At 60.5% G+C, this 15453-nt stretch carries 21 protein-coding genes; 3 read left to right on the top strand and 18 right to left on the bottom strand.

Annotated features, from left to right (window positions below; translation table 11 throughout):
• Positions 1–188: 188 nt before the first annotated feature.
• The 6 genes from DSM14862_RS14755 to hmgA are packed head-to-tail and all read right to left on the bottom strand — an operon-like array spanning position 189 to position 5821.
• Positions 189–377 carry a DUF2783 domain-containing protein gene (locus tag DSM14862_RS14755; RefSeq protein WP_007118074.1) on the bottom strand — a complete coding sequence of 63 codons (189 nt, stop codon included), beginning with the start codon at positions 375–377 and terminating at the stop codon, positions 189–191.
• The gene (locus DSM14862_RS14750; protein WP_007118073.1) at positions 374–1981 is read right to left on the bottom strand and encodes an FAD-dependent oxidoreductase; all 1608 of its coding nucleotides are present in this window, start codon (positions 1979–1981) and stop codon (positions 374–376) included. Before DSM14862_RS14750 ends, DSM14862_RS14755 begins: the two co-directional genes overlap by 4 nt.
• Before the next feature lie 16 nt (positions 1982–1997).
• Positions 1998–2180, bottom strand: coding sequence for a hypothetical protein (locus DSM14862_RS14745; RefSeq protein ID WP_007118072.1), 183 nt, complete (start codon positions 2178–2180; stop codon positions 1998–2000).
• Complete coding sequence (locus DSM14862_RS14740) at positions 2177–3127, bottom strand: MBL fold metallo-hydrolase (protein WP_007118071.1); 951 nt, start codon at positions 3125–3127, stop codon at positions 2177–2179. Before DSM14862_RS14740 ends, DSM14862_RS14745 begins: the two co-directional genes overlap by 4 nt.
• A gap of 51 nt (positions 3128–3178) precedes the next feature.
• The gene (fahA, locus tag DSM14862_RS14735) at positions 3179–4432 is read right to left on the bottom strand and encodes a fumarylacetoacetase (protein WP_007118070.1); all 1254 of its coding nucleotides are present in this window, start codon (positions 4430–4432) and stop codon (positions 3179–3181) included.
• A 27-nt stretch (positions 4433–4459) separates the two neighbouring features.
• Positions 4460–5821, bottom strand: a complete 1362-nt coding sequence (gene hmgA / locus DSM14862_RS14730; RefSeq protein ID WP_007118069.1) for a homogentisate 1,2-dioxygenase — start codon at positions 5819–5821, stop codon at positions 4460–4462.
• Between the two features lie 66 nt (positions 5822–5887).
• Between hmgA and DSM14862_RS14725 the strand changes: the two genes are divergently transcribed.
• Both DSM14862_RS14725 and DSM14862_RS14720 read left to right on the top strand, forming a co-directional pair.
• The gene (locus DSM14862_RS14725; RefSeq protein WP_007118068.1) at positions 5888–6367 is read left to right on the top strand and encodes a MarR family winged helix-turn-helix transcriptional regulator; all 480 of its coding nucleotides are present in this window, start codon (positions 5888–5890) and stop codon (positions 6365–6367) included.
• Positions 6364–7248, top strand: coding sequence for a DMT family transporter (locus tag DSM14862_RS14720; RefSeq protein ID WP_007118067.1), 885 nt, complete (start codon positions 6364–6366; stop codon positions 7246–7248). The genes DSM14862_RS14725 and DSM14862_RS14720 overlap by 4 nt, the downstream gene beginning before the upstream one ends.
• Positions 7249–7250: 2 nt before the next feature.
• Here DSM14862_RS14720 and DSM14862_RS14715 read toward each other — a convergent pair whose 3' ends face one another.
• Positions 7251–8060 carry a division plane positioning ATPase MipZ gene (locus tag DSM14862_RS14715; RefSeq protein WP_007118066.1) on the bottom strand — a complete coding sequence of 270 codons (810 nt, stop codon included), beginning with the start codon at positions 8058–8060 and terminating at the stop codon, positions 7251–7253.
• A 233-nt stretch (positions 8061–8293) separates the two neighbouring features.
• On the opposite strand from DSM14862_RS14715, the gene DSM14862_RS14710 reads away from it, so the two are divergent.
• Complete coding sequence (locus tag DSM14862_RS14710) at positions 8294–8977, top strand: hypothetical protein (protein ID WP_007118065.1); 684 nt, start codon at positions 8294–8296, stop codon at positions 8975–8977.
• 183 nt (positions 8978–9160) lie between these two features.
• Here the strand turns inward: DSM14862_RS14710 and rpmE are convergent, their stop codons facing one another.
• The 11 genes from rpmE to ffh all read right to left on the bottom strand — a co-directional run bounded on the left by rpmE (position 9161) and on the right by ffh (position 15413).
• Positions 9161–9382, bottom strand: coding sequence for a 50S ribosomal protein L31 (gene rpmE, locus DSM14862_RS14705; RefSeq protein WP_007118064.1), 222 nt, complete (start codon positions 9380–9382; stop codon positions 9161–9163).
• A gap of 11 nt (positions 9383–9393) precedes the next feature.
• The gene (gene rplS, locus DSM14862_RS14700) at positions 9394–9777 is read right to left on the bottom strand and encodes a 50S ribosomal protein L19 (RefSeq protein WP_007118063.1); all 384 of its coding nucleotides are present in this window, start codon (positions 9775–9777) and stop codon (positions 9394–9396) included.
• A gap of 254 nt (positions 9778–10031) precedes the next feature.
• Complete coding sequence (locus tag DSM14862_RS14695) at positions 10032–10193, bottom strand: DUF1328 family protein (RefSeq protein WP_007118062.1); 162 nt, start codon at positions 10191–10193, stop codon at positions 10032–10034.
• Positions 10194–10262: 69 nt separating this feature from the next.
• The gene (gene trmD, locus DSM14862_RS14690; RefSeq protein WP_007118061.1) at positions 10263–11051 is read right to left on the bottom strand and encodes a tRNA (guanosine(37)-N1)-methyltransferase TrmD; all 789 of its coding nucleotides are present in this window, start codon (positions 11049–11051) and stop codon (positions 10263–10265) included.
• On the bottom strand, positions 11048–11839 hold the full coding sequence (locus DSM14862_RS14685) for a hypothetical protein (RefSeq protein WP_007118060.1): 792 nt from the start codon (positions 11837–11839) through the stop codon (positions 11048–11050). The genes trmD and DSM14862_RS14685 overlap by 4 nt, the downstream gene beginning before the upstream one ends.
• 15 nt (positions 11840–11854) lie before the next feature.
• Positions 11855–12382: a ribosome maturation factor RimM gene (gene rimM, locus DSM14862_RS14680; RefSeq protein WP_007118059.1), complete on the bottom strand. Its 528-nt coding sequence runs from the start codon at positions 12380–12382 to the stop codon at positions 11855–11857.
• Positions 12379–12528: a hypothetical protein gene (locus DSM14862_RS14675; RefSeq protein ID WP_007118058.1), complete on the bottom strand. Its 150-nt coding sequence runs from the start codon at positions 12526–12528 to the stop codon at positions 12379–12381. Before DSM14862_RS14675 ends, rimM begins: the two co-directional genes overlap by 4 nt.
• Complete coding sequence (gene bluB / locus DSM14862_RS14670; RefSeq protein ID WP_007118057.1) at positions 12528–13157, bottom strand: 5,6-dimethylbenzimidazole synthase; 630 nt, start codon at positions 13155–13157, stop codon at positions 12528–12530. The genes DSM14862_RS14675 and bluB overlap by 1 nt, the downstream gene beginning before the upstream one ends.
• Positions 13158–13173: 16 nt before the next feature.
• Complete coding sequence (gene rpsP / locus DSM14862_RS14665) at positions 13174–13560, bottom strand: 30S ribosomal protein S16 (RefSeq protein ID WP_007118056.1); 387 nt, start codon at positions 13558–13560, stop codon at positions 13174–13176.
• Positions 13561–13608: 48 nt separating this feature from the next.
• On the bottom strand, positions 13609–13917 hold the full coding sequence (locus DSM14862_RS14660; protein WP_007118055.1) for a chorismate mutase: 309 nt from the start codon (positions 13915–13917) through the stop codon (positions 13609–13611).
• On the bottom strand, positions 13914–15413 hold the full coding sequence (ffh, locus tag DSM14862_RS14655) for a signal recognition particle protein (RefSeq protein ID WP_007118054.1): 1500 nt from the start codon (positions 15411–15413) through the stop codon (positions 13914–13916). Before ffh ends, DSM14862_RS14660 begins: the two co-directional genes overlap by 4 nt.
• Positions 15414–15453 lie beyond the last annotated feature (40 nt).

Below are 15453 nucleotides of genomic sequence, written 5' to 3'. Positions count from 1 at the left end.
AGTTTTGGTCGGGCCAGGTGATGCAGTTGACCTGCGTTTCTTGCGCCTCTTGAGATGGGCGCGGGGTGTTAGTCTGCCGATCAGACGTGTTGCGTCAAGTCTGTCGCCGGAAGTTGAACAGAAAGCTAGCGCAGGATGTCGGCCCGACAAGCGGGATTTTTATGGAAAATATTGAGCAGACGAGTGGCTCACGCCAAGCTGCGCGCTGCTTTGAAAAGCGCCTCAAGCCGTGCGGGATCGCCGACCTCATTTGCCAGCATCAGAACCAATCGTGCATTCAGGGAATGGCTTTCGGCTTCGCTCAGCCCTTCGTGCGCGGCCATTAAGGCTGCATAAACGCAATCGCCCTCGGGCCCGAGATTGTCATCAAGGATCATGCGGCGGCTCCTTTTGCGCGGTCAAAGGCACGGGCGATTGCGGCGCTGTCGGGCTGGTTAAAGACGGCACAGACATGGCCATCGGGGCGCAGCAGATAGAGAAACCCGCTGCCATAGCGTCGCTGCGCGTGGCCTTGGTGATCGTTAAAGCAGCGATAGCGGTCATGCGATTGGCCGACGCCGATGCGGTCAAGGCCGGGAACTTCGGGGGCCGCAATCTCTCCGACTGCCAGCAGGGTGAACTGTCCCTGCACTTCGCGCAGCAGCCAGCTTTCGCCCCGCGCCCCAATCAGCGGCGCGTCGATCAGGGCGCTGCCGGGGCGTAGCGGCGCGTCGCCAGCGGTTTGCAGCGGGCTGTGCGCCAGAGAGCAGGGTTGCGACAGGCGGCCTGAATTGATCAGCTTGCGCGCAAAGGGATGTTCTGAGGCAAGGGTCAGCACCTGATCGCGAAACAGCGCTTCGATGGGTGATTTTGGCGTCATGAAGTTCGTCGCACGGGCCGAGTTGCGCATGTTCTCATCCGCGCCATGGCCGCGCTCGATGTCATAGGTCTCAATCAGGCTGGGTCGCGCATCGCCATGAACCACGGCGGCAAGCTTCCACCCGAGGTTATCGACATCCTGCACCCCGCCATTGCCGCCGCGGGCGCCAAAGGGGCTGACCACATGCGCGCTGTCGCCAACAAAGACCACGCGGTCATGCACGAACTTCACCAACCGTGCGCAGCGGAATTTGTAGACGCTCATCCAGTCCAGCCGGAAAGGCGCATCGCCCAGCATCTGCTTAAGGCGCGGCACGACCTTCTCTTCGGTCGCCTCAGCCTTTGGATCGGTCTCTGGCCCCAGTTGCAGATCAATGCGGTAGATATTGTCAGGTTGTTTGTGCAGCAGGGCGGATTGGCCGTTGTGAAAAGGTGGGGCGAACCAAAACCAGCGCTCGGGCGTGTCATGATCGCCGAAGGGAGAGGTTTCCATCTCCACATCGGCGATCAGGAAGTGTTCGTCGAAGGTTTGCCCCTCAAAGGGCAGGTTCATGCGTTTGCGGGTGGCGGAGCCTGCGCCATCGCAGGCGATGTACCAGTCGGTTTCCAGCGTATATGGCCCGTCCGGCGTTTCAACCGTCAGTTCGACGTGATCGGTGTGGCCCTTGTGATCGGTGACCTTGTTGAGAAACCGCAGGTCGATCAGATCGGGGAAATCCTGCGCGCGTTCCACAAGATACTCTTCGACATAGTATTGCTGGAGGTTCACAAAGGCCGGGTATTTATGCCCCGGCTCTGGCAGAAGGTCGAAGTTGTACACCTCTCGGTCGCCGTGAAACTGGCGGCCCACTTTCCACGTCACGCCTTTTTCCAGCATCCGCTCACCAATGCCCAGACGGTCGAAAATCTCCAACGTCCGTTTCGCCCAACAGATCGCCCGAGAGCCGAGGGAGACGACGTTGTTGTCGTCGAGCACCACAGATTTCACGCCGCGCAGGGCCAGGTCCACCGCCATCGACAGGCCGATGGGGCCAGCGCCGACAATCACCACCGGATGCCGCGGCTCGGGCGCGGTCAGGCCGGGCGGGGGGCTGTAGGGGAAAGGGGTGTAGGCATAGGCCATGGCAGCTCCTTTGCTGTTAGGTCACGAGCGTCCGGGCGGCAATCACCGCCAGCAGGATCAGTGAAGCCCAGACCAACCTCCACCGTGCTCGGTGATGGTCAGACGAGCGCAGCCAATGCAGCCAAGACCGCCCTTCATCGCGCAGCACGACGGCGGCCTTGGTACCTGCGAGTTTTAGATGTAACCAGCGCGTACTCATTCCGACAGCGCCTCCCACATCTCCTTGTCGCGGGCGGCGGTCCAGATGCGCGGGGTGTCGATGTCGAGCGCTTCGTCATAGGCGCGGGCGACGTTGAAGGGCAGGCAGTGCTCATAGATCGCATAGTCGCCGAACTTGGGGTCACATTCGGCGCGCACAGCGTCCCATGCCTCTTTCAACGTGCCGCCGCGCAGAGCCACGCGTGCTGCCGGGCGGTACGTGGAGCGGACGAAGTCTGCGGTGCTGTCAATCGCGGCGTTGACCATATCGCGGCCAATCAGCGCGTCGCCTCGGCCCGGTGCAATTGCGTCTAGGTCAAAGGCGCGGATGCGTTCCAGCGTGCCGGGCCAGTCGTGGAAATGCCCATCGCCGCAATAGCAGGCAGAGTGGTATTCGACGATGTCGCCGGTGAACATGACGTTTTGATCGGGCACATAGATCACCGCATCACCCGCCGTATGGGCGCGGCCAAGCTGCATGATGTCGACCCGGCGTTTGCCGAGATAGACGCTCATCCGCCCGTTAAAGGTGGTGGTGGGATATGTCAGGCCGGGGATGCTTTCATGGCCTTCAAACAGACGCGGGAAACGCTCGAACTCGCTGTCCCAATCTTCTTGGCCGCGCTCAGCAACCATGGCGCGGGCCTTCTCGGACATGATGATTTGCTGCGCGCCAAAGGCCGATGCCCCCAACACGCGCACCGCGTGGTAGTGGGTCAGCACCACATGGCTGATCGGCTTGTCGGTAACCGAGCGGACGCATTCGATGACCTTGTTCGCCAGACGCGGGGTCGCCTGCGCCTCGATGATCATTACGCTGTCGTCGCCGATGATGACGCCAGAGTTCGGATCGCCCTCGGCGGTGAAGGCATAGAGACCTTCTCCGACCTCGGTGAAAGAGATTTCCTTTTCGGTCATGTCCCCTTGGGATGCGAATTGCTTGGCCATGTGATGTCCTTCTGTCTTGGTTTGCCTGGCGGTCAGGGCGCGTTCATGTGTTCAGGAAAAGTCGATTGCCGGGCGGATTTTGCCGGTGCAGCTGCCGAAACCGACGCGATAGCCGTTGCCTTGCGCGTGACCGGTGAGGGTCAGCGTGTCGCCGTCTTCGACAAAGCTGCGGCTGCTGCCGTCCTTCAGGGTGATAGGCTCTTTGCCACCCCACGACAGTTCCAGCAGCGATCCGCGTTGCGATTTCTCAGGGCCGGAGATCGTGCCGGAGCCTAGCAAATCGCCCGCGTTCATCGCACAGCCCGAAGAGGCATGATGCGTCAGTTGCTGGGCGGCGGAGTAGTACATCTCGCGGTAGTTGGTGCGGGCGATTTCCTCGGCCTCGCCGCCGTCGGGCTGGATCAGCACCGACAGGTCGATGTCATAGAGGCCCGGCTTCTCTTCGCGCAGGTAGGGCAGCAGGTCCTTCTCGCGCTCTGGCGTGGAGGTGCGGAACGGCTCAAGCGCGTCACGGCTCACGATCCATGGGGAGATCGACGTGGCGAAGGCTTTGGCCTGAAACGGGCCGAGCGGTTGGTATTCCCATGCTTGAATGTCCCGCGCCGACCAGTCGTTCAGCAGCACATAACCAAAGATCATCTCGTCCGCTTCTTCGATGCTGATCGGCTGGCCCATCTCGGTCGAGGTGCCGACGATCGCGCCCATTTCCAGTTCAATATCGAGCTTCTGGCAGGGGCCAAAATGCGGGGTATCGGCGTCGGGCGCTTTTAGCTGGCCATTGGGCCGCGTGATCGCAGTGCCCGAGACGACGACGGTCGAGGCGCGGCCATTGTACCCAATCGGAATGTGCAGCCAATTCGGCGGCAGGGCATTCTCGGCCCCGCGAAACATCGTGCCGACATTGGTCGCGTGGTGCTTGCCCGCGTAGAAATCGGTGTATTCCGAGACCATCATGGGCATGTGCAGACGGGCATCGGCCATCGGCACCAGATGCGGCGCGACGGTGGCCTGATCAGCGGCATCGGCGCTGAGCAGTTCAATCAGCCGCGCACGTAAAGATGCCCATGCCGCTGGGCCAAGGTCCATCACGTCGTTCCAATAGGGCACGTCAAACACCGGCTCTTCGGCGAGGGTGATAAGGCCCTCTTCCTCCAAAGCGGCCATGTCGAGGATCTGATCCCCAATCGCCACACCGCAGCGCGCCTCCAGCCGATTTGTCGTAAAAACGCCGTAAGGCAGGTTGTTGAGAGGGAAATCGGTATCAGCGCTGTTAGCGCTTTCCACCCAAGAGGTCATCAGGGTCATGTCGGTCCTTTCAAGGGGCAGGCGGGCTTACTTCTTGCCCGGTGTGCCATCGAATTTCTTTTCCAAGCTTTCCCAGCAGTCGATGTAGTTATCCTGCAAAGGCGCTTCTTTGGCAGCAAATTCGGTCAGATGCTGCGGAAAGCGGGTCTCGAACATGAACGACATCGTATTGTCGAGCTTATGCGGTGCAAGCTCAGCGTTAGACGCGCCCTCAAAGGCATTTCGGTCAGGCCCATGCGGCAGCATCATGTTGTGCAAACTCATCCCGCCAGGAACAAAACCCTTGGGCTTGGCGTCATACTGGCCGTGAATATTGCCCATCAGCTCAGACATGATGTTTTTATGATACCACGGCGGGCGGAAGGTATCCTCGGCCACCATCCAGCGGTCGCGGAACAGTACGAAGTCGATGTTGGCAGTGCCTTCGACGCCCGAAGGGGCAGTTAGGACGGTAAAGATCGATGGGTCGGGATGGTCAAAGAGCACCGCGCCGACGGGGCAATAGGTGTTCAGGTCGTATTTCACCGGGGCGTAATTGCCATGCCATGCCACCACGTCGAGCGGCGAATGCCCAATCTTGGTTTCATGGAACTGGCCACACCATTTGATCGTCACCGTCGAGGGCGCTTCGCGGTCCTCAAAGGCCGCCACGGGAGTTTTGAAGTCGCGCCGATTGGCCATGCAGTTTGCGCCAATCGGGCCACGCGAGGGCAGGTGGAACTTCTGGCCGTAATTCTCACACACAAACCCCCGCGCCGGACCGTCGAGCACTTCGACACGGTAGACCAACCCGCGCGGAATGATGGCAATCTCTTGCGGGGCGATGTCCATCACGCCGAGCTCGGTGCAAAACCGCAGGGTGCCTTCCTGCGGAACGATCAATAGCTCGCTGTCGGCGGAGTAAAAATAGCTATCAACCATGCTGTCGGTGACCAGATAGACGTGACTTGCCATGCCAACTTGGGTGTTCACATCGCCCGCCGTCGTCATGGTGCGCATGCCGGTCAGCCAGGTCAGCGGCACATCGGAATGGGGCACGGGATCCCAGCGGTATTGGCCAAGGCTGGTCACATCCTGCGGCACATGCGGGGCGGATTTCCAATAGGGCAGGTCGATCCGCTCATACCGCGACGAATGTTTGACCGACGGGCGGATGCGGTAGCACCATGTCCGCTCGTTCTGATGGGACGGCGCGGTAAAGGCGGTGCCGGAAAGCTGTTCGCCGTAGAGGCCGTAGTTGCATTTCTGCGGGGAGTTCATGCCTTGCGGCAACGCGCCGGGCAGGGCCTCTGTCTCAAAATCATTGCCGAAACCGGGCATGTAGCCCGGATGCGTGCCCGAGGTGGTGGCCGCGGTTGTCATCGTCGATGGCTTTGAATGGTCGGTCATCTGTGCCCCCTTGCAGAATCTGTTGCAACTGTAATAGTTGTATTTGTAACTAACAAGCGGCCTGATATGGAAACTGACGAATTTCAATTGCAGCAATTCCTGCCCTATCTTCTGAACCAAGCGGCAGAGGCGTCCTCGCTGGAGTTTCAGCAGATCTATAAGGATCGCTACGGCATGCTGCGCACAGAGTGGCGGGTGTTGTTTCATCTTGGCCTCTATGGCCGCCTCACGGCGAGCGACATCGGCCAGCGCGCGCGGATGCATAAAACCAAGATCAGCCGCGCCGTGCACCGTTTGACTGAGCGCCGCTTTGTTGACCGCACCCGCAACGAGGATGACCGCCGGGTTGAGTATCTGTCTCTGACCCGGCAAGGCCAAACGGCCTATGACGATCTGCGCGCCGTCGCACGGCGCTATGATGCGGCATTGATGGATGCACTTGATCCCGCCGAGGCCGAGGTTCTGCGGCGGGCGCTGCGCAAGCTGTCAGAAGCAGGCCCGGGGGGCTTTACTAAAGCGGCGGGAAGCGCCACCGATGGCGCATGACTGATCAAACCAAAGGCCTCTTGCTCACCTTTCTCGGGGTGATGTGCATCGTTCCCGAAGCGCTTTTCGTGCGGGTTATCGACGCGCCGATGCTGACGCTGGCGTTTTGGAAGGTGACATTGGTGGGGGTGGCGATTGGCACAGGCGTGCTTGTGGCGCAGGGCACCGCACCGTTTCGCGCTCTGCACCGGGCCGGATGGGCCAGCGCGATCTATGTCGGTGGCGTTGCCTGTGCCGGGGTGGGTTTTGTGCTGGCGGTGCGGCTGACGTCGGTGGCGAATGTCGTATTCATCCTCGCCTCGCTCCCAGTCTTTGCCGCGATCTATAGCCGGGTCTTTCTGGGTGAGCCGATCAGCCGCCGCATGTTCCTGACCATTGCCGCAGTGCTGGCGGGGCTGGCAGTAATTGCATTCGGGTCAGGCGAGACCGAGAATGCCTCGCGCGCGGGCGATCTCTTGGCGCTGGCAATCTCAGCCATTTTCGCAGGCGCACTGACAGCGGCGCGGCACGCGCGGGCGGTGTCCATGGTGCCGGCGGTTGCGCTGGCTTATCTGCTGGCGGGGCTGGTGCTGCTTCCCGTGGCGCAACCCTTGCAGATGCCCGGCTCAGAGTTGCCACAAATGCTGCTCTATGCCGTCTTTATGGCGGCCAGCGCAGGGCTGATCGCCCTTGGGCCGCGCTATATTTCAAGCGCCGAAGTGGGCCTGCTGGTGCTTTTGGAATCCGTGCTTGCACCGCTGCTTGTCTGGGCCGTGCTGGGCGAAGACCCGGGCATCTATGCGCTGATCGGCGGGGCGATTGTGCTGGGGGCGCTGTTCTTATCGAACCTCTTCGCCCTCGCTCGCCGCCGCCGCGTGGTGGCGCCGCTGCCCCACCACTAACTTTAAAAGTCGGCAGTCACGCCCGGCAGTTCCAGCGCCTTAATCAGATCGCGAAGCTCTTGCCGCGCGGCGATGTTTGAGATGTTCAATTGCTTCACCCCGATATCCTTGAGGTCAAGCAGCGTCAGACCGCGCGGGAACAGCTCGCGAAAGATCACCCGCTCATTAAATCCCGGTGCGGTGCGAAAGCCGATCCGCTTGCTAAGGTTGCCAATCGCGCGTTCCATCTTTTCCTTATTGACCATCCGCTGCGCACCCAAACGGTTGCGCACCACGACCCAGTCAATCGCCGAAAGCCCGGCCTGCGCCCGCAATTGCCGGGCGTTCCAGACCATTTCGGAATAGACGGACGGCCCGGTGATCTTTTCACCGTTGGCGTCGATATGGGCCAAAAGGTCAAAATCGATGAAACTGTCGTTCAACGGCGTGATCAGCGTATCCGCCAGCGAATGGGCAACTTGGCTCAACCGGGTGTGCGAGCCGGGGCAGTCGATCAAAATGAAATCATTGTCGGGCTCCAGCTCGGCCACGGCGGCACTGAGACGGTGATCATACATGTTCTCACCGGGGCGCAGGGTGCTGGCCTCGACGTCTGGTAGCTCACACAAAGTGGGGCTCGCCAGTGTCAGGCCAGCCTCGCGTATGAAATCGCGGCGGTTCTCAATATAGCGGCCAAAAGTCCGTTGCCGCAGGTCAAGGTCCAAGCCGCTGACCTTATGCCCTAGACGCGCCAAAGCCGTTGCCACATGCATGGAAACGGTCGATTTTCCCGCGCCGCCCTTTTCGTTACCGACGACGATGATATGCGCCATTCTGCTGTCCCTTCGCGCCCGCCGTTTCAGCAGGATATTGTTGAGCCACACTATATGTAGGGTTCTCAGCTTTGGAAAGTGGCGAGGGAGCTTGTAAAGCCAGACCGTGGCAGCTCTGCCGCTTTTTGGACATCAGAGAGATTTGCCCTATTTTCACTGTCAGAGGCGTAGTGTACCACCGCGTTTTGCTGCCCCAGAGGGGGTCAGAGTAACCGTTGAAGCAAGGCCCCCCTATGGCAGATCCTACCCCCGGCACATCACGCAATTTCAAGCCAAGGACCGCGCGCGGCGTGCTGCCGTCGCTGGGGGCGGTGATTGCTGAGTTCGCACTTGTGTGCCTGCTGGTGGCGCTGGTGCCGGTTACGGTTTATCTCGATACAACAGTCTTGGGTGACGGCGTCTCAGAAGAGTCGCTGACAGAGCACCTGCACAACGTGTTTCTGGCTGTCGCTGTCGCGATCTTTGTGCTTGGGGCGTACCGGCATGTGGGCATGCGGGGGTATCTGACGTTGGTGGCAACGCTTTTTGCCTGCATGTTTTTGCGCGAATATGACGTTGTGCTGGACCGTATCCAACACGGTTTTTGGATTTACCCCGCGCTGTTGACGCTGACGGTGGGCTGTCTGATCGCCTGGCGCAACCGGGGGACGACCCTTCTGCCAATGCTGCACCACCTACAAACGCGCTCGGCCACCTTTGTTTATATCGGCGTGGTGCTGCTGCTCTTCTTTTCGCGCACCTTCGGCACTGGCACCCTATGGGAGGCGGTCATGGCGGGCGCCTATGATCCACAAGTTAAAACCACCGTCCAAGAAGGCATAGAGCTTCTTGCCTATTTGCTGATCGTCTACGGCGCGGTTCTCTCCCATCTACACGGTTACGGTGCCCAAGCCGCCCTACAAGAGCGCCGCCTCTGACCCCGGCTGCCAGTTACGCGCTGCTCTAAACGGCACGTGACTGCCCCCCCCCACTTCATCCTTTTGCAAATACCGTGCACCTCGCCAGCCCGAAACGCCCGGTCTCGCTTTCATCCCGTCCTTAAACGCAAAAGGCGCGACCCGCAGGGGCCGCGCCATTGTTTTCGCAATGAGGAAAAAGGCTTAGAAGCCCAGACCTGCGTATTTGTTCTTGAACTTCGACACGCGGCCACCGGTATCCATGATCCGGCCTGTGCTGCCGGTCCATGCGGGGTGCACGGAGGGGTCGATGTCGAGCGACAGCTGGTCGCCCTCTTTGCCCCAAGTCGATTTCATTTCCACAACAGTGCCGTCGGTCATTTTGACGTTGATGATGTGGTATTCGGGATGTGTATCGGCTTTCATCGACCTGTCCTTTAAACTTTCGCGCCCGAGAGCGGCTTGTAGTGGGCGTTTTCGACAATACGTGCGGATTTACCGCGACGGCTGCGCAGGTAGTACAGCTTGGCGCGACGAACGCGGCCACGGCGCACTACTGTGATGCTGTCGATGTTGGTCGAATGCAGCGGGAACACACGCTCCACACCTTCGCCAAAGGAAATTTTACGCACGGTGAAAGACCCGGCAATGCCGCGGCCGTTTTTGCGCGAAATGCAGACGCCTTCGTAGTTCTGCACACGGGTGCGGGTGCCTTCGGTGACTTTAAAGCCAACACGAATGGTATCACCGGCACGGAAGTCGGGGATCTCTTTCCCCAGTTCGGCGACTTGTTCCGCCTCGATCTCTGCGATCAGGTTCATCTGACCTATCTCCTATGATGTTCGCGGTATTCCACGAAATTATGTCGCGACCCAGAGCTTCGGGTTCTTTCGGGCAGCGCCGTGATCATTTCGGATCGCAGGGCCCCCGCCGGAGGTATCGTCGTCATTGCTTTGGTCCCTTGCGCTTAAACGCAAAGCACCGGAGCCGCCAAAGCGATTCCGGATAAGCGGGGTATAGGCGGCGAAAGGCGCGGGATCAAGAGGGCTGTTGATGCCCTTGATCCCGCCAAACTCTAGGCCAGCGCAATCACGCCCAAGACGACAAGCAGGAACAGCACCAGCACGATCCCGATAAGTACCTTTGCTCCGGTCAGTGCTGCACCGGAAACCCGGCCAAAACCCAGAAGTGCCGCCACAGCCGCGACAATGAGCAGAATTAGAATAATCTCTAGCATGTGTTGTCTCCCTCCAATGTGAGAGATCAACGCCGCGCCGAGAGCGGCGGTTCCTTAAGGCACGGGCGCTTAGCCCTTATCTTGATGCTTGGCCCACATGTCAGGGCGGCGCGTGCGGGTAAGCTCCTCGGCCTGCGCTTGTCGCCATTTGGCGATCTCGCCGTGGTTACCTGACATGAGCACGGGAGGAATCTCGCACCCCTCCCATTCGGCAGGGCGGGTGTATTGCGGATGCTCCAGCAGTCCCGAAGCATGGCTTTCTTCTTCAATGCTTTCGGCATTGCCCAGTACGCCGGGCAGCAGACGTACCGTCGCGTCGAGCATCGCTTGCGCCGCCAGTTCCCCGCCGGTCATCACAAAATCGCCCAAGGAGACTTCTGTGATCCCGAATTGTTCAATCACCCGTTCATCGACACCCTCAAAGCGCCCACAAAGCATAGTAACGCCGGCGCAATCTGCCAGATCGCGCGCCATCGCTTGATCAAACCGCTGCCCACGCGGGGACATGTATAGGATCGGCCAGCGGCCATGCGCATGGCTCTGCGCTTCGGCCAGTGCGGGGCCAACCACATCGGCGCGCATCACCATGCCCGCGCCACCGCCCGCAGGCGTGTCATCGACGTTCCGGTGTTTGCCAATGCCGAATTCGCGCAGATCATGGGTGTGCAACTGCCAGCGCCCATCTTGCAACGCCTTGCCGGTCAGGCTGGCCCCCAGCACGCCGGGGAAAAGATCGGGAAACAGCGTCACGATCCGCGCCTGCCAAACGTCCGCATAATCGGGCGCGTCCTGCATCAGGGCGCGGGGCTTCAGGCTGGGCCGCGCGCTTTGGCGACCATGGGAGCGGGTGGGTTTCATACGGTGTCTGCCTGTTCGAGGATGGCGGTCTTGGCGCGGCGGCGCGCCTCAGGGTCATCGGCGTGTTGGCGGTTGGCGTCAAGCATAGCTTGCAGCACTTCGGTCGGGGGGCGAACATTGATGGGCGGCGATTGCACGAGCTTTGTCATGACATTTGTCGGCAGATCACAGAGATCAACTAGCGGGGTCGCAGGGCCGAGCGGCAGATCGCGGCAGTTTTCCAACCTGACGTGCTGCACGCTGCAAGGCAGGCGGGCGGCGATCTCGGACGCCATGGCATCTAATTGCGCTGCAGATGCGTAGCGGGCGGAGAAAGTCTTAAGGTCCAGCGTCATCGAAGAAGAGCTGACATGCTCCCAATAGGCAGAGCGTATCCAGCTCTCAGGTGCGCGGGTGGAAAGATGGACGATAATCTCGGCGTCTGGAAAACGGTGGTGCACGATCTGCCACATCGCAAAGATCAGCTCAGGTGCGGCGCTGTAATCGGCCAAATCGCCCCGGCCCGGCATGTGCCCTGCCAATTCTTCAGCCGACAAAATGAGCGTGCGGCGCGGCATCCGTGGCAGCGCCTCCAGCAGTGCGTCAAAGCGGTGCTCGACCTTCAAAAGGGTAATCGGATCCCGCCATGTCGAATAGCCGCGGGTGGCATGCAGCAGGTCTTTCATATGCCAGCGCAGGCGCAGGGCGACATGTGGTTTTAGCGCCGCTCGGTTGGCGCGCAGCGTGGCTTGGATGCTGCTGGTGCCGGTCTTGTGAAAGCCGGGATGCAAGATGATCCTGCGCGGCATTACCCAAGCCCGCGATCAGCCATCCGCCGCGTCCGGCAACACGCCGTGCGGCGGGTCGGCTACAATGCGGCCAGAGGCCAGATCGACGGTGGGCACAGCGGCTTTGGTGAAGGGCAGGAAGGTCGTGGCCGATGTGCCCTTTAGCTGCAGCTCCAGCAGATCATCTGCGCCATGGTTCTGCACGGTTTTCACCCGCCCCAGCAGCGTGCCACCAGTATCATAGACCTCAAGCCCGATCAGATCAGCGTGGTAGAATTCATCATCCGGCAAGCTTGGCAGTTGATCCCGTGCGGCGAACAGCGACAGGCCGCGCATCTCGTCGGCTTCTTCTTTCGTCGTGATCTCAGCGATGCGGGCGGCGAAACCGTTTTTGACCTGATGCAGTAGGGCAAGATTGAAGGTCCGGCTGCCGTCTTCGGTGTAAAGCGGGCGGTAAGTCTCGATATCTTCGGGCGCTGCGCAATAGCTTTTCACGCGCACTTCGCCGCGTACACCGTAGGCACCGGCGATGGCACCGACGCAGATCAGGTCTTGGTCACTCATTGCAACAACTCCGAATTCACACAGATCGTCCCGGTCCATTCCCCGGCACCGGTTTTGCATTCGTCCTGCATTAACTGCCGATCATAGCGGATGCCAAGGACAAAGCCGAGCACCAGCACGGCCAGAAGGAACAGTAATTTTCTCATTAACGGGTCTCGATCTTCAGGCTTGGGGCGCGTGTTTCCCAGCCCTTGGTTTCCAGTTCCGGCGTTAGGCTGTTGTCCTGCGGCCATCCCATGCAAAGATAGGCCACCAGCGACCAGTCTTTTGGCACGTCAAGATCACGGTTCAGCCGCACAGGGTCAAGCACCGAGACCCAGCCCAAGCCAAGCCCGTGGGCACGGGCAGTGAGCCACATCAGACTGATCGCGCCGACCACGGAATAGCGGCGCATTTCGGGCATGGTTCCGGCGCCAAGGCCGCTGCCCTTGTCGGTGCTGTCATCGCAGTAGATCGCCAATTGCTCCGGCGCGTCGCTCATGCCCGAAAGCTTGAGCCCGGCATAGAGCGCGGCCTTCTCACCGTTATATCCGGCGAGGGCGCGAGCATTGGCTGTTTGGAAATTTTCAAGCGCGGCTTGGCGCGCGGTGTCGGACGTTACGCGGATGATCCGCCACGGCTCCGACAGGCCCACAGAGGGGGCGAGGGTGAAGCTGTCGAGGCAGGTTTGCACCAGCGCCTCGTCCAGCGGGTCTGTGCGAAAGCGGCGCACGTCGCGCCGCCATCGCATCAAGTCGTGCAGCCCGGCACGGAAGTCTTCAGAGAATTCATCCATGCCGGGCGCTCGCAGTTTATTCTGCGGAAGCTTCTTCAGCAGGGGCGTTGGCGGCTTCAGCAGCGGCAGCGGCTTTGTCGGCCTTCTCCTGCACGCGCTCCTGAGCTTTCTTGCCCGGTGTACCCTTCTTGGGGTTGTTGCGCTCGGTCTTTTCGCGGACGCCAGCGGCTTCCAGCATGCGTGTCACACGCTCGGTCGGCTGGGCGCCTTTGGCGATCCATGCTTCGATCTTTTCAACGTCCATCTTCACGCGCTCTTCGCTGTCTTTCGGCAGCAGCGGGTTGTAAGTGCCCAGCTTCTCGATGAAGCGGCCGTCGCGTGGCATGCGGCTGTCGGCTGCAACGATACGGTAGAAGGGGCGCTTTTTGGAGCCGCCGCGGGCGAGACGAATTTTCATAGCCATGGTGAGTAGTCCTTTGAGTTGGTGTGTAAGAAGGGGGTGCGCCCCGCCTTACGTTTGGTGGCTTTTATGGTGCTGAATGACTTCAGCGATGATGAAGTTCAGGAACTTCTTGGCGAATGCGGGGTCGAGGTCGGCCGCCTCCGCCAAATCTTCGAGCCGTTCGATCTGTGCCGCTTCGCGGGCTGGATCGGACGGGGGAAGGTCGTGTGTGGCCTTGAGTTTCCCCACGGCCTGTGTGTGTTTGAACCGCTCGCCTAAGGTATAGACGAGGATCGCATCGAGCCGGTCGATCGAGGCGCGGTGCTCTTTCAACAGTTCGGCGGCCCGTGTGGCGGTATCTGTGGTGGTGTCGGTCATTTCTTCTTCCCGAAACCGCTGAGGCCGCCGGGTAGGCCCATGCCGCCGCCAAGACCGCCGGGCAGCTTGCCGCCCATCTGCTTGGCCGCAGCTTCGAGCGCCTTAGGGTCCATCTGGCTGGGGTCCATGCCGCCGGGCATGCCGCCTTTGCCCATCATGCCCTTCATGGCTTGCTTGAGCATGCCGCCTTTGCCCATTTTGCCCATCTTCTTCATCATGTCGGACATCTGGCGCTGCATTTTCATCAGCTTGTTGAGGTCAGAAACCTCCATGCCGGCACCTTTGGCAATGCGCTTTTTGCGGCTGGCTTGCAGCAGGGCAGGGTTGGCGCGCTCTTTCTTGGTCATCGACTGAATGAGGGCGATCTGCTGCTTGAGGATTTTGTCATCAAAACCGGCATCTTCGACCTGTTTCGCCATTTTGCCCATGCCGGGCATCATGCCCATCATGCCCTGCATGCCGCCCATCTTGATCATCTGTTCAAGCTGCATCTTCAGGTCGTTCATGTTGAACTGACCCTTCGCCATGCGCTTCATCATCTTCTCGGCCTGTTCGGCCTCGATGGTTTCTTGGGCTTTCTCAACCAGCGCGACGATGTCGCCCATGCCAAGGATGCGGCCCGCGATGCGCTCAGGCTCGAAAGTCTCAAGCGCGTCCATCTTTTCGCCAAGACCGACGAATTTGATCGGCTTGCCGGTCACGGCACGCATGGACAGGGCTGCACCACCACGGCCATCGCCGTCCATCCGGGTGAGGACGACGCCGGTGATGCCGATGCGCTCGTCAAAGTTTTCGGCAGTGTGCACGGCGTCTTGGCCCGTCAGGCCGTCGACCACCAACAATGTTTCACGTGGATTGGCCACGTCACGCACGGCTTTGACCTGTTGCATCAACTCTTCGTCGATGGACAGGCGGCCCGCGGTGTCTAGCATATAGACGTCATAGCCGCCCAGACCCGCCTGCGTTTTGGCGCGCTTGGCAATCTGCACGGGGCTTTCGCCTTTAACGATCGGCAGCGTGTCGACGCCGATTTGCACGCCGAGGATCGCCAGCTGTTCCATCGCCGCAGGGCGGTTCACGTCAAGCGAGGCCATCAGCACGCGCTTGCCGTCACGCTCTTTCAAGCGCTTGGCCAGTTTCGCGGTGGTGGTGGTTTTACCGCCACCCTGAAGGCCGACCATCAGGATCGGGGCGGGCGGGCTGTCGATCTTGAGTGCGCCGGGCTCGCCTTCGCCTTTCAGCGTGTCGATCAGCGCGTCATGAACGATTTTTACGACCTGCTGGCCGGGCGTGACCGATTTGGTCACCGCTTGGCCGGTCGCCTTGTCCTGCACCGCTTTGACAAAATCACGCGCCACCGGGAGCGAGACGTCGGCCTCCAGCAGGGCGACGCGCACTTCACGCAGGGCGGTTTTAACGTCTTCGTCGCTGAGCGCGCCTTGCTTGGTCAGGCGGTCAAAGACACCAGAGAGCCGTTCGCTGAGATTTTCAAACATGGGCACAGGGCCTTTCGGGTCGGTTGCACTTGCCCTTAAT

Source organism: Sulfitobacter indolifex, from assembly GCF_022788655.1.
Classification (GTDB): Bacteria; Pseudomonadota; Alphaproteobacteria; order Rhodobacterales; family Rhodobacteraceae; genus Sulfitobacter; species Sulfitobacter indolifex.
This window is presented reverse-complemented; position numbering and strand designations above follow the sequence as displayed.